This window comes from Streptomyces sp. NPDC051172 (genome assembly GCF_040682555.1).
In the GTDB taxonomy this organism is placed as follows: domain Bacteria; phylum Actinomycetota; class Actinomycetes; order Streptomycetales; family Streptomycetaceae; genus Streptomyces.
This window is the reverse complement of record NZ_JBFBBE010000032.1, coordinates 13,476-27,033: the sequence shown is the minus strand read 5'-3', so window position 1 is coordinate 27,033 and position 13,558 is coordinate 13,476. Positions and strand designations below refer to the sequence as shown.

Here is a 13,558-nt window from a genome sequence, read left to right as displayed (position 1 = left end):
TGGCCTGCGGGCGCGCTCGTGGGTTGCGTGGATGCCGCCGTAGCTGCGGGCAGCCGTGCCGCCGGGGGCGGCTCCCGACCCGAAGAAAGGCGGCACCCGCGCAGCTCGGGGGCAAGCCCTGCGGCCTGTGAGCCCCGGCAGCCCGCGAGCGGGCTTGTGCTGTGGGCCACGTAACCCCTCGTGGCCTGCGGGCATACGTGCTGCCTGGGGCGGCTCCCGAGCCAAAGAAAGGCGGCACCTCGCAAGCCCGGGTATGCGCACCCCGGCGGAGCCTCAGCCCCGGGCCCCTACAGCCGCCCGATGTCGGTCTTCGGCATCTTCGGCATCCGCCGGGCCGGTGTACGCCCGCTCAGCAGAATGAACCGCGCAGCCCGATGCCGCTGCCCCGCATACGGCTCCAACAACTCCAACATCGCGGCATCATCCGCATCCCGGTCCCCGGCAAGCGCCCACCCGACAATGCCCGGCAGATGCAGATCCCCGACGGTCACCGCATCCGGCGCCCCGTGACTGCGCTGCACGGTCTCCGCCGACGTCCACGGCCCGATCCCCGGCACGACCTCCAGCCGCGCCTGCGCGGCCGCCGGCTCCATGCCGACCGCCTCCTCCAGCCGCGCAGCGACCTTCACGGCCCGCAGGATCGTCGACGCCCGCTTGTTGTCGACCCCGGCCCGGTGCCACTCCCACGACGGAATCAACGCCCAGGTCCGCGGCCCCGGCATCACCCACAGCCGCCCGCCCGCAGCGGGCCCCGGCGCCGGCTCCCCGTACTTGCGCACAAGCAGCCGCCACGCCCGGTACGCCTCCCCGGTCGTGACCTTCTGCTCCAGAACCGACGGGATCAGCGACTCCAGCACCAGCCCGGTCCGCGTCAGCCGCAGCCCCGGCCGCCGATGCGCGGTGTGCGCCACCAACCGGTGCCGCGGCACGAACGCACCGGGCTCGTCCGCGCCCCCCAGCAGCTCGGGCAACTGCTCCAGCAACCACTCGGCGCCGGGCCCCCAAGCCTCCCCACGGACCTCACCCCCGCACACGGAGACCCGCAGCGTCCCGGGCCCCCCGGGAGTCAGACTGGCCCGCCAAACGGACCCGTCGGGCATGGCCCGAAACGTCGGATCCCCGCCACCCCGCCGAAGCGGCCCCAACACAAGCCCGAGATCAAGCGGCCCGTCCGGTACGACGGTCCGCACCCGCCCGGGCGCACTGGCCTGTCGCGGCACACCCCCGGGCACCACGACATGCCCACCGCGCACGGTCGTACGCGTGGGCCGGGGAGCGAACCGTCCTGCCACAGCTGAGTTCCTGGGGTCTCGGGGATGCCTACGAGACTAGGCGGTACATAGGACCGCCGGTGCGCACAACGCTGTTCGGGGGCGGTGCTGTACGAATATGCGGCTCCGCCGCGTAACCGCAGGCACCCGGCGCGCCCAGCGGAACGTCACCGCACCGCAATGAACGCCGCAGCGTCCCGCTCAGGCCGAGCTCGCGGCTCCTCCGCCGCATGCCCCACAGCCACCGCCCCCATCGGATCCCAGTCCTCCGGCAGCCCCAGAACCTCCCGCACCACATCCCGGCAGAACATCGTCGAAGAAACCCACGCGGACCCCAACCGCTCCCCGGCCAGCGCAACCAAGAAGTTCTGCACCCCGGCCCCCGCGGCGACGACGAACATCTCCCGCTCCGCCCCGTCCCGCCGAGCGTCCCCGTACGTGTGCGACCCGTCCGTCACCAGACACGGCACCACCAGATACGGTGCATTGCGCAGCACATCCCCCCGCCGCACCCGCTTGGCGATGGACTCCTCGCTCTTGCCGTCCCGCCGCAGATCGGCGATCCAGGCGTCGCGCATGGCGTCCAGCAACCCGGTCCGCGCGTCCTGCGACTCCAGCAGCACGAACCGCCACGGCGTCGTGTGATGCGGCGCGGGCGCGGTCACGGCCGCGGCGACCGCCCGCCGTACGGCACCGGGGTCGACGGGCTCGTCCGTGAAGGCCCGCACGGTACGCCGCTGGGTCACCGCCGTCCGGATCGCCTCGGACGTCCCCAGCCGGAACATGTCGTCGCGCCCGCCGCGCACCATGGCCCGCGCCCCCTCCCCGTCGCCCTCGGCCACCACGTGCGGCAGCCCGCGCACGACGGCGAGGGGCAGCCCGGCGGCCTTGCCCTTGACCAGATCACCGGCGGCGGCCAACTCGTCCGCCGTCGCCACGACCGTCGCGCTGAGCGCATTGCCGTACGCGTCCGTGCCCCCGCGCAGATCGTCCAGTACGTGCACCCCGGCGGCGCCGATCGCGACGTCCGTGAGCCCCGAGCGCCAGGGCCGCCCGAAAGTGTCGGTGACGACGACCCCGACGTTGACGCCGAGGGCGTCCCGCAGCCCCTCCCGGATCGCCCGGGCGGACGCGTCGGGATCCTCGGGCAGCAACAGCACCGTGCCGGACGTGGTGTTGGAGGCGTCGACCCCTGCCGCGGCCATCACCAGCCCCTGCCGGTTCTCGACGATCCGCAGGGGTCCGCGCCGCGCCACGACCCGCACGGTCTCGGCATCGATCGCGGCCTCCCGGTCGGCCGCCTCGACGACCCGCCCCTCCGCCTTGGACACGATCTTCGAGGTGACGAGCAACACGTCCCCGTCGACCAGCCCGGGTTCGGCGGCGGCGATCAACTTGGCGACGTCGTCCCCCGGCACGACCTCAGGAATCCCGTCCACGGCCCAGACCCGATACCCGCAGTCCCGGTCGCCGCACGCGCTCCCGCCTTCGGAAATGCCGCTCAAGGCACCCGCACCTCCTCCGCCAGTGCCAGTGCCTCACGGGCCATCCGGGCGGTCGCCTCGATGTCGGTCATCATCAGCGGTACGGCCCGGCACCGGATCCCGGCGGCCTCGACCCGGTCCACGACGTCCGCGTCCACGGTGTCGACGAGCCAGCCGTCGAGCAGACCCGAGCCGTAGTGCTCGGCCACCGCCGCGGCCGTGGACTCCACGCCGACCGCCGCGAGCACCTTGTCGGCCATGCCCCGCACGGGCGCGTCCCCGACGATGGGGGAGAGGCCGACGACGGGCACCCCGGCATCGGCGATCGCCTCCCGGATGCCGGGCACGGCGAGGATCGTGCCGACGGAGACAACCGGGTTGGAGGGCGGGAACAGCACCACGTCCGCCTCCGCGATCGCCTCCAGCACACCCGGCGCCGGCTTCGCCTGTTCCGCCCCGACGGGCACGACCGCCTCGGCCGGCACCGAGGCCCGCAGCCGCACCCAGTACTCCTGGAAGTGCACAGCCTTGCGCTCACCGTCGACCTCGACGGCCACATGGGTCTCGACCCGGTCGTCCGTCATGGGAATCAGCCGCACGCCCGGCTTCCACCGGTCGCACAACGCCTCCGTCACCGCGCTCAGCGGGTACCCGGCGCCGATCATCTGCGTCCGCACGATGTGCGTGGCGAAGTCCCGGTCGCCGAGCCCGAACCACTCCGGCCCCACGCCGTAGGCCGTGAGCTCCTCCTTGAGGTGGAAGGTCTCCTCGGCCCGCCCCCAGCCCTGCTCCTCGTTGATACCGCCGCCGAGCGTGTACATCACCGTGTCGAGGTCCGGGCAGACCTTCAGCCCGAAGAGGTGGATGTCGTCCCCGGTGTTGCCGATGACGGTGATGTCCGCGTCCGGCACGGCCTGCTTCAGACCGCGTAGGAACCGGGCACCACCGATGCCGCCTGCCAGAACCACAATGCGCATGGGCCAAGTCTTACAGGCGGGTACGACAACACGTCAGGCGGTTACGGCGTCCACCTCGTCGTAGGCGGCGGGCGCCGCTGTGCATGCAGAGTGCATGGGCATCTCCGTCAGGCCGGGGTAGTAGACGTGCAGGCTGACCGCCGGCTCCAGCGCGTCGTTGACCACCTCGTGCACGTACCCCGGAGCGAACACCCGCTGCGCGCCCATGCCCAGCGCGCGCGTGCCCCGCTCGGTCCGCTCGGTCAGCGTGCCCTCCAGGACGGTCAGCACACCGGAGGAGCGGCCGTGGTCGTGCAGCCCGCTGCCCTGACCGGGCACCCAGGACAGCAGCCACACCTCGTAGCCCGGCCCCGTGCGCAGCCGGTGGTACCAGCGCGTCGTCGCGTCGTACTCCACGAGGTGCTCCCACTGGGAGCGGTCGGCGGCGATGGACCGGGCCAGGCCCACGAACTCGGCGACGGTGGCCGGGTGCTCGCGCGGGGGCTGCAGCAGGTGCTGCACTTCGAGGATGTCGCCGGCGATCTGGAGGTCGTTGTCGCTGCTGTTCATAGGGGTGCGTGGTTCCTCAGTGAAAGAAGGTCAGAGGGAACGGGAGTCCCGTCGCGGACGACAGGGCCTACAGCCGGAGCAGGTGTGGCTCAACAGCCGGCACAGCAACAACAGCTACAGCGAGCGCGGGCAGCACCGTGGGACCCGGCGGTGCGGGTCGAGGTGAGCGCCAAGTTCGCGAGCATGCCCACAAGGACAGCGGTTCACACCTTCACTGTCAACTCGACGCCCGGCATGTGGGACATGGTTCACCTCATCCGGTTCATGTCGGAGGTGAAAGGTTTGTGCATGCGTCTCCCGGGACACATGGCGCTCAAACCTCGTTGCGGTCCTGTGATCCGACTGTGATCCGGTTTGCTTCGAGGTGCGCGTGGAACGAGATCGGATCTGCGGGCGTCCTTCCCCGTACAGGCTCTGCGCGGGGACGAAGGCCCTTCCGGGCTTCGTCTGCATGTCAAGGTTTATGCCGATTTGAACACTTTCCGCATGGCCTTGGTTCCGCAGAGTGAATAAGGGGCTCAATAGCAGATCTCGGCTTGACTCGCCCGGAGCAGCACACTTGTAATTTCACTCGTGTCGTTCAGCCGGAATCGGTAACGGCTACATCACGGGGACGCGAAAGACAGACGAGGGGCGCACATGACCGAGCTGGTGCAGCAACTGCTGGTCGACGACGCGGACGAGGAACTCGGCTGGCAGGAGCGCGCGCTGTGCGCCCAGACCGACCCCGAGTCCTTCTTCCCCGAGAAGGGCGGCTCCACCCGTGAGGCCAAGAAGGTCTGCCTGGCCTGTGAAGTCCGCTCCGAGTGCCTCGAATACGCCCTCGCCAACGACGAGCGCTTCGGCATCTGGGGCGGACTGTCCGAGCGGGAACGACGCCGTCTGAAGAAGGCCGCGATCTGACCGGACGGCCGACGCCCTCACGCAATCGAAACACATTCGAACGGCCCGTCGCAGGTGGGGTTGTCCACAGGCGGCGGGCCGCTCTGATGCCCAGCCGATAGTGTGGTCGCTCGTCCGAGACGCCTCGCTGCCCCCAGGGAGCACAGGCGTCCACCGCAGTCCATCGAACCGGGGCCCGTACCTCGATGTCCGTGCACAGCCACACGGCAGCCCACCAAGACCTCGCTGCCACAGCCGCGTTTGACCCGACCCGCCCACCCGAGTTCCCACGTCACGTGGTGACGGCGGTCGTCGTCTCCCACGACGGCGCCCGCTGGCTGCCCGACGCGCTCGCCGGGCTGCTCGGCCAGGAGCGCCCCGTTCAGTACGTCGTGGCCGCCGACACCGGCAGCGCGGACGACTCCGCCCAGCTGGTCACCGACGCCCTCGGCGCCGACCGCGTGCTGCACCTCGCCCGGCGCACCGGCTTCGGCCAGGCCGTCGAGGAGGCGGAACGCAGCGCGCCCGTCCTGACCCCCGACGAGCTGCCCTATCTGAAGCGGCCCAGCGGCTGGGACCCGGTCACCCGCAGCTGGCGCGACGACGCGTACGACATGCCGGAACTCCCGCACGGCGAGCCGGTCCAGTGGCTGTGGCTGCTGCACGACGACTGCGCCCCCGAACCCGACGCCCTGGCCCAGCTGCTGCGCGTCGTGGAGAGCGAACTCGAGCTCGGCCGTGACGACGTGGCCGTCGTGGGCCCCAAGCTCCGCGGCTGGTACGACCGCCGCCAGCTCCTGGAGGTCGGCGTCACCATCGCCAACTCCGGCCGCCGCTGGACAGGTCTGGACCGCCGCGAACAGGACCAGGGTCAGCACGACCACGTCCGGGCCGTGCTGTCCGTGTCCACCGCAGGCATGCTGATCAGGCGCGACGTCTTCGAGCAGCTCGGCGGCTTCGACAACCGGCTGCCGCTGATGCGTGACGACGTCGACCTGTGCTGGCGCGCCACCGCCGCCGGCCACCGCGTCCTGGTCGCCCCCGAGGCGGTCGTACGACACGCCGAGGCGGCCTCCCGCGAGCGCCGCACCGTCGACTGCGCGGGCCGCACCGTCGCCTCCCCGCACAAGGTCGACAAGGCCGGCGCCGTCTACACCCTCCTGGTCAACACGCGTACGGCCGCGCTGCCCTGGGTGCTGGTGCGCCTCGTACTCGGCACGCTCCTGCGGACCGTCGCCTACCTCGTCGGCAAGGTCCCGGGGCAGGCCGTCGACGAGATCCGCGGCCTGCTGGGCACCCTGCTGCGGCCGGAGCGCATCATCGCCGGACGGCGCAGGCGCGGCCGGCCACAGATCGACAAGGGCGAACTGCGCGCGCTGTTCCCGCCGCCCGGCGCGACCATACGGGCCACCGTCGAACAGGCCGCGGGCGACCTCGTCGGCCGCTCCGACCCCGAGGTGACCTCCGGCGCCGGACGGCACGGCGGCGCGGTCGAGTCCGGGCCCGGCGGCGACGACGCCGACTTCCTGGAGATCGAGCAGTTCGCCCGCCTCAAGCGCATCGGCCGCAAGCCCGGCCCGATGCTCTTCCTGGTGCTGCTGTTGGTCTCGCTGGTCGCCTGCCGCGCTCTGCTCGGCAGCGGCGCGCTCGCGGGCGGCGCCCTGCTGCCCGCCCCGGCCGACTCCGGCGAGCTCTGGTCGCGCTACCTGGACTCCTGGCACGCCGTGGGCGCCGGCGGCACCCCGGCCGCACCGCCGTACCTCGCGATCGTGGCGATGCTCGCCTCCGTGCTGTTCGGCTCGACCGGACTCGCGGTCACGGTCCTGCTCGTCTGCGCGGTGCCGCTGGCCGGCGTCACCGCGTACTTCGCCTCCCGTCCGCTCGTCGAGTCGCGTCTGCTGCGCGCCTGGGCCGCCGTCGTCTACGCCTTCCTGCCGGCCGCCACGGGCGCGCTCGCGGGCGGCCGCATCGGCACCGCCGTACTGGCCGTGCTGCTGCCGCTCATCGCGCGCGCGGGCATCGCCGCCGGCGGCCTGGCGAACGAGTCGGGCACACCCGGCAGCTGGCGCGCCACCTGGGCGTACACGCTGCTGCTGACGATCACCACGGCGTTCACGCCGATCGTGTGGCCCGTCGCGCTGGTCCTCGGCCTCGCGCCGCTCGCCGTGCGGCGCACCGGCATCACCGCCCACGGCCTGCGCTTCCTGGCCCAGCTCGGCACGCCCCTGCTGGTCCTCGCGCCCTGGTCGCTGTCGCTGCTCCCGTTCGGCTTCTTCAAGGAGGCCGGGCTCGACTACGGCCCCTCGGCCGCCTCCGCCCTCGACCTGCTCGGCATGAGTCCGGGCGGCCCGGGCACGGTCAGCGGGCTGATGCTCATCGGCATCGTCCTGGCCGCGCTGGCCGCCCTGCTGCGCTCGGAGCGTCAGTTCGGAATCTGGACGGCCTGGGCGGTCGCCCTGGTGGGCCTCGTCTTCGCGGTCCTGTCCAACCGCTCGACCTGGGCGGGCCCGGCAACCCTCGTCTACGGCCTCGCCCTCCTGACCGCCGCCGTCATCGGCGCCGACGGTGCACGCACGCGTGTGGCCGAGCAGAGTTTCGGCTGGCGCCAGCCGATGGCCGCACTCATAGCCTTCGCCGCGCTCGCGGGCCCGCTGGTCATCGCCTTCGGCTGGATGATCCGCGGCGCCGACGGACCGGTCGAGCGGCAGGACCCCGTGCAGGTCCCCGCGTTCGTCGCCGAGGAGAGCGGCACCCAGGACCAGGCACGCACGCTCGTGCTCGACAGCGACTCCACGGCCCGCGTCGGCTACACCCTGGTGCGCGGCTCGGGCGCCCGGCTCGGCGACGCCGAGAGCGCCGCGGCCGACGGTGAGAACGCCAGGCTCGACAAGGTCGTCGCCAACCTCGTCGCCGGCTCCGGTGCCGACCAGGCCGACCAGCTCGGCAGGTTCGCCGTCCGTTACGTCCTCGTCCGCAAGGGCGCGCCCCGCGAGGTCACCCGCGTCCTGGACGCCACTCCCGGCCTCTCCCGGCTGAGCCAGCAGGGCGGCGGCGCCCTGTGGGGGGTCGACCAGGAGGTCGCGCGCGCCACCCTCGTCCCCGCCTCCGGCTCGGGTACGGCGCAGCCCGTCGCCGCCGGACCCGTCGAGATCCACACCACGGTCCCGTCCGGCTCCGGCGCCCGCGTACTGCGCCTCGCCGACACCGCCTCCGAGGGCTGGACGGCCACCCTGGACGGCCGGCCGCTCACCCGAACCACGCTCGACGGCTGGGCCCAGGGCTTCCAACTCCCCGCCTCCGGCGGCAAGTTGGACGTCACCTTCGACGACCCGATCACGCACACCGCCTGGCTCTGGGCGCAGGGCTTCCTGGCCGTCGTCCTCGTCGTCCTGGCCCTGCCCGGCCGGCGCCGCGACGTCGACGACGACCTGCCCGAGGAGCCGGCCGTACCCGCCGAGGCCGTCGCCGGCGAGGGCCGCCGCGCCCGCCGCCTGCGTGCCCAGGCGGAGGCCGAGGCCGAAGAGGCGGGCCAGAGCGAGGAGTTCCCGTCTCCTCCTGCGGAGGAGCCACCGGTGGCGGTCCCGCACCAGCAGCCCTACGGCGACTGGGACGCGGCGGGCTACCAGGGCGCCGACTACGGCAGCTACGGCAACGAGCAGTACCAGGGCACCCAGCAGTACCCGGCGGGCACCTACGACCAGACGTACCAGGCGGACCCGTACCAGGGCGGCCAGTACGACCCGTACGCCTACGGCGGCTCCTCCCAGGGGTCGTACGACCAGACCGCGTACGACCCGTCGTACCAGCAGGGTTACGACCCGACGTACGACCCGGCGCAGCCGCAGCCGCACGCCCCTGAGCGCCCCGACGGGAGTCAGCAGTGAACCGCACCACCATCTCCCTGATCGCCGGCACGGCCGCGCTCGCCGCCGTCACGGGCTTCGCCTCGCTCACCGCGCCGGGCGCTTCCGGCGCGGACACCGCCAAGGCGGCCGCCGAACTGCCCGTGGAACGCACCACGTTGCTGTGCCCGCAGCCCAGCACCTCCGACCTCGCCGACACGTCGTACACGTCCTTCACGCCCGTCACGAAGGGCACGGGAAGCGACGGGACGGCCCAACTCCAGTCCGCCACCGAGCAGTCGGCCGACGCAGCGGGCGCCGGCGGCAAGACGAACGGCAAGACTGACGGCAAGAAGAGCGGCAAGAAGAAGGCCGACAAGCCGAAGACCGACAAGCCGGTCCTCACGCCCAAGGAGCCCGGCAAACCCGTCACGGGCGACACCTCCGGTGCCGACACACCCGCCCTCGTCGGCACCGCCGAGGGAAGGTTCGCGCCCGGCTGGGCGCTGCAGGAGACCACCCAGGTCGCCGCGGGCACCGGACGCGGCCTCCAGGGCGTCAACTGCACCGCCCCGGACACCGAGTTCTGGTTCCCGGGCGCCAGCACGGACGCCGCCCGCACCGACTACGTCCACCTCACCAACCCGGACGACTCCGCCGCCGTCGTCGACATCGAGCTCTACGGCAAGGACGGCGCCCTCAAGTCGACCGTGGGGGAGGGCATCACCGTCGCACCGCACTCCAGCGACCCGGTCCTGCTGTCCACGCTCACCGACGAGAAGCAGACCGACGTCACCGTGCACGTGAACGTCCGCAGCGGACGCGTGGGCGCCGCCGTGCAGGCGCTCGACGACAAGGCCGGCGGCGACTGGCTGGCTGCGTCCACGGACCCGGCGGGCAGCCTCGTCCTGCCCGGTATCCCCAAGGACGCCACGTCCGTGCGTCTGATCGCCTTCACGCCCGGTGACGCGGACGCCGACCTGAAGGTGCGGCTCGCCTCCCCGTCCGGGCAGATCACGCCTGCCGGGAACGAGACGCTGCATGTGAAGGCCGGTATGACCTCGGCCGTCGACCTCGGCCCCGTCACCCGCGGCGAGGCCGGCTCCCTGGTCCTCACGCCCACCGACAAGTCCGTACCGGTGGTCGCCGCGCTGCGCGTCGTACGGGGCAAGGGCGACAAGCAGGAGACGGCGTTCATCCCGGCCACCAGCCCGGTGGGCACGCGCGCGACGTCCGCCGACAACAGCGGAAAGGGCACCACGCTGTCCCTCGCAGCACCCACCCGCACCGCCCAGGTGAAGGTCACCGCATCCGCGGGCAGCGACGGCGGCACCGCGGTCTCGAAGACGTACACGATCAAGGCCGGCACCACCCAGGACATCGCCGCCCCCGTCCCGAGCGGCCTCCAGGGCAGCTACGCCCTGACGGTCGAGCCCCTGTCCGGCGGCCCGGTCTACGCGGCACGCACGCTGACGGCGACGCAGGAGGGAGTTCCCGGCTTCACGGTCCAGACCCTGCCGGACGACCGCGGGACCGTGGCGGTACCGGAGGCGGACCAGGACCTGTCGGTACTGCAGCGGTAGTTGTTCTCGGCCCGTCCGGCGTTCGAGGACGAGGCCGTTCAGGCCGAAGCGCGGGTCCGGGGGCGCAGCCCCCGGACGGCACCCTTACCGCCGGGTGCCATGGGGACCGTGGCTCAGTCCTCCCCGTACCGCGGATCCACCGTCTCCGGAGTAAGCCCCAGCAACTCGGCGACCTGCTCGACGACGACCTCGTGCACCAGAGCGGCCCGCTCGTCGCGCCCCTTCGTGCGGATCTCCACCGGCCGCCGGTACACGACCACCCGTGCCGGTCGCCCCTCCCCGGAGGGAATCGTGCCGCCCAGCGGCACCGCCTCGTCGCTCCAGGCCTCGGCCGGCCCGTCCAGACGCGGCACCTCGAGGACCAGGAAGTCGATCTCGGCGAGCTGCGGCCACCGCCGCTCCAGCCGCTCCACGGAGTCCTGCACCAGATCCGCGAACGCCTCGGCACGGCTCGCGGCGAGCGGTACCTGGGGCGGCGCGATCGGACCGCGCATGCCCCGGCCGTGGCGATCACGACGACGGGGCCCGGGGCGGGCGGCACGGGGCGGTACGGGGTTGTCCATCACTGGTGAAGCGTAGTCCCCGCCGGGACCGCGCGCCGTGCCCCACGCGGCCGGCCGGAGCACCTCGGACACCCCTGCCCGGCCTGTCGCAGGATGACCATTCCAGCCAAGGTTGGGCTCGTTTCCGTATCTCTACGAGACCGGCGATCGTGGGGCAATTGACGGTGTTTGTACGGTGTGTTGATCGGGCGAAGAGGCGCGCAAGGTCGGGTGAATGCGCGTCCGTGCAGGTCAGCCGGGTGTTCCGAGGGAGGGGTGTGGGGTGTTTCACAGTACGACACGGTGGAGTGACCTGGGGGAGAGTCGTCGCGGCCCGCTCAAGAGTGCGGTACCGTCCAACGTCGTGAGCCCTGTACGTCGCTGTTCGCGCACCGCTTGCGGCCGTCCCGCCGTCGCGACGCTGACGTACGTCTACGCCGACTCGACCGCGGTCCTCGGCCCGCTCGCCACCTACGCCGAACCCCACTGCTACGACCTGTGCGCCGAGCACTCCGAGCGCCTCACCGCCCCTCGCGGCTGGGAGGTCGTCCGACTGCTCGACGGTTCCGCTCCGGCCCGCCCCAGCGGCGACGACCTGGAAGCGCTTGCCAATGCGGTGCGCGAGGCGGCCCGCCCCCAGGAGCGGGCGGCAGGCGGCGGTGGCGGGGCGCGCACGGCGGACCCCATGGAGGTCGCGCGGCGCGGGCATCTGCGGGTACTGCGCTCTCCGGACAACTGAGCCCCTCTTCGCGTCCCCCGTTCCGCCCAGTGGTGCATACCCATTGATGTGCCCTCGGCGCGGACGCGATCATTCCGAGGATGCATCCGGCGGGAAATCGCTTTCCGCATGCCGGAGTCCGGGGAGGCGTCCGTGTACGTCCAGGACCCGGAATCCGTCGCCGACTCGCTCGGCCTGTCCGCCCTCGTCGCGGCCCTGCCCCTGCTGATCGTCCTGATCCTGCTCGGCGCGGTGCGCATGAAGGCGCACCTGGCGGGCCTGACAGGGCTTCTGGCGGCCGTTCTGGTCGCCTGGCGCGCGTACGGGCATGCCGCTCGACCAGACGCTCTCCAGCGCCGCCCAGGGGGCCGCCTCCGGGCTCTTCCCCATCCTCGCTCCGCACCCGGCACTTCGACATCCTGCGCCGCTCCTTCGGGCGGCTGTCGGACGACCCGCGCATCCAGGCGCTCGTGGTCGCGTTCTGCTTCGGCGCGCTCCTGGAGGCCCTCGCCGGCTTCGGTGCGCCGGTCGCGATCTGTTCCGTGACGCTCGTCGCCCTCGGCTTCGACCCCGTGCGCGCCTCGGTGGTCGCGCTGTCGCCAACACGGCGCCGGTCGCCTTCGGGGCGATGGGCACACCGGTCGTGACGCTCGCCCGGGTGGCGGCGCTGCCGCTGGACTTCGTGGCCTCCGTGGTGGGGCGTCAAACCCCGCTGCCGGCACTGGTGGTGCCGCTCGTCCCGGTGCGGCTGGTGGACAGGCGGCGCGGCCTGCGCGAGACCCGGACGCCCGCCCTGGTGTGCGGAGTGGCCTTCGCCGTCGCCCAGTTCGCCGCCTCCAACTACGTCTCCGCACAACTCGCCGACATCGGTGCCTCCTTGGTGGGCGCGGGCGCCCTGGTCGCCGTACCGCACGCGCGCGTGCCCGCCACCGAGTCGGTACGCACGTCCGTGCTGACCGGCGGGCGCAGCGAGGAACCGGACGAGGAGGACACGCGGCACGAGGTCCTGAGCGCGTTGGCCCCGTACGCGCTCATCGTCGCGATCTTCTCCCTCGCGCAGATCCCGGCGGTCAAGGACTGGCCGTGAGCGACACACACGTACGACTGGCCGATCGTGTCGACCCGCGGCATGCTCGTCCTGCTCGCCGGCATCTTCATGGCGGCCGTGCTCGGTGTGCACGCGCGCGTGGCGGCCAAGGAGTGGCTGGCGACCGTGCGCGAGCTGAGCTTCGCGATCCTGACCGTGACGTCCGTGCCGGCGCTCGCGTACGTCATGAACCTCTCCGGGCAGGCGGGTACGATCGGCCACTTCGTGGCGGCGGCGGGAGCCGGACTGGCCTTCCTGTCACCCGTCCTGGGCTGGTTCGGGGCGGCGGTCTCCGGCTCGGACACCTCGGCCAATGCGCTCTTCGGAGCCCTGCAGGTGACCGCGGCCCGCGAGTCCGGCCTGTCGCCCGAGCTCCTGGTCGCCGCCAACGGTTCGGGCGGCGTCCTCGGCAAGATGATCTCGCCGCAGAACCTCACCATCGCCTGCGCGGCCGTGGGCCTCGCGGGCCGCGAGGGGGATCTGCTGCGCAAGGTGCTGCCCCTGGAGCGCCGGCCTGCTGCTCGTGATGTGCCTGATCGTGGTAGGCCGGAGCTCACCGGTCCCTGGCTGGATGCTGCCCTGACTCTTCCCGGATCCTGCCGTGGTTCTTCCCGGTTTCTCAC

The 13,558-nt window shown here is 72.5% G+C and carries 9 protein-coding genes and 1 pseudogene; 5 read left to right on the top strand and 5 right to left on the bottom strand.

Annotated features, from left to right (window positions below; translation table 11 throughout):
• Positions 1-287: 287 nt before the first annotated feature.
• The 4 genes from AB0N07_RS20785 to AB0N07_RS20770 form a co-directional block, all read right to left on the bottom strand.
• Positions 288-1,292 (bottom strand): DNA-3-methyladenine glycosylase 2 family protein, encoded by a 1,005-nt coding sequence (locus tag AB0N07_RS20785; RefSeq protein WP_365837033.1) that lies wholly within the window; start codon positions 1,290-1,292, stop codon positions 288-290.
• Between the two features lie 146 nt (positions 1,293-1,438).
• Entirely contained in the window at positions 1,439-2,776 is a 1,338-nt protein-coding gene (locus AB0N07_RS20780; RefSeq protein ID WP_365837031.1) for a coenzyme F420-0:L-glutamate ligase, read from the bottom strand.
• Positions 2,773-3,732 carry a 2-phospho-L-lactate transferase gene (gene cofD, locus AB0N07_RS20775; RefSeq protein WP_365837029.1) on the bottom strand — a complete coding sequence of 320 codons (960 nt, stop codon included), beginning with the start codon at positions 3,730-3,732 and terminating at the stop codon, positions 2,773-2,775. Before cofD ends, AB0N07_RS20780 begins: the two co-directional genes overlap by 4 nt.
• A 33-nt stretch (positions 3,733-3,765) precedes the next feature.
• Positions 3,766-4,281 carry a cysteine dioxygenase family protein gene (locus AB0N07_RS20770; RefSeq protein ID WP_365837027.1) on the bottom strand — a complete coding sequence of 172 codons (516 nt, stop codon included), beginning with the start codon at positions 4,279-4,281 and terminating at the stop codon, positions 3,766-3,768.
• A 639-nt stretch (positions 4,282-4,920) separates the two neighbouring features.
• Here AB0N07_RS20770 and AB0N07_RS20765 point away from each other — a divergent pair.
• The 3 genes from AB0N07_RS20765 (at position 4,921) to AB0N07_RS20755 (ending at position 10,588) form a co-directional block, all read left to right on the top strand.
• Positions 4,921-5,184 carry a WhiB family transcriptional regulator gene (locus tag AB0N07_RS20765; RefSeq protein ID WP_010986447.1) on the top strand — a complete coding sequence of 88 codons (264 nt, stop codon included), beginning with the start codon at positions 4,921-4,923 and terminating at the stop codon, positions 5,182-5,184.
• Between the two features lie 185 nt (positions 5,185-5,369).
• Positions 5,370-9,047 carry a glycosyltransferase family 2 protein gene (locus tag AB0N07_RS20760; protein WP_365837024.1) on the top strand — a complete coding sequence of 1,226 codons (3,678 nt, stop codon included), beginning with the start codon at positions 5,370-5,372 and terminating at the stop codon, positions 9,045-9,047.
• The gene (locus tag AB0N07_RS20755; RefSeq protein ID WP_365837022.1) at positions 9,044-10,588 is read left to right on the top strand and encodes a DUF5719 family protein; all 1,545 of its coding nucleotides are present in this window, start codon (positions 9,044-9,046) and stop codon (positions 10,586-10,588) included. Before AB0N07_RS20760 ends, AB0N07_RS20755 begins: the two co-directional genes overlap by 4 nt.
• 113 nt (positions 10,589-10,701) lie before the next feature.
• On the opposite strand, the gene AB0N07_RS20750 is transcribed toward AB0N07_RS20755, so the two are convergent.
• Entirely contained in the window at positions 10,702-11,151 is a 450-nt protein-coding gene (locus tag AB0N07_RS20750; RefSeq protein ID WP_365837143.1) for a metallopeptidase family protein, read from the bottom strand.
• A 343-nt stretch (positions 11,152-11,494) separates the two neighbouring features.
• Between AB0N07_RS20750 and AB0N07_RS20745 the strand changes: the two genes are divergently transcribed.
• Positions 11,495-11,869 (top strand): DUF3499 domain-containing protein, encoded by a 375-nt coding sequence (locus tag AB0N07_RS20745; RefSeq protein WP_365837020.1) that lies wholly within the window; start codon positions 11,495-11,497, stop codon positions 11,867-11,869.
• Between the two features lie 132 nt (positions 11,870-12,001).
• A pseudogene (locus tag AB0N07_RS20740) lies at positions 12,002-13,518 on the top strand (L-lactate permease).
• Positions 13,519-13,558: the final 40 nt, after the last annotated feature.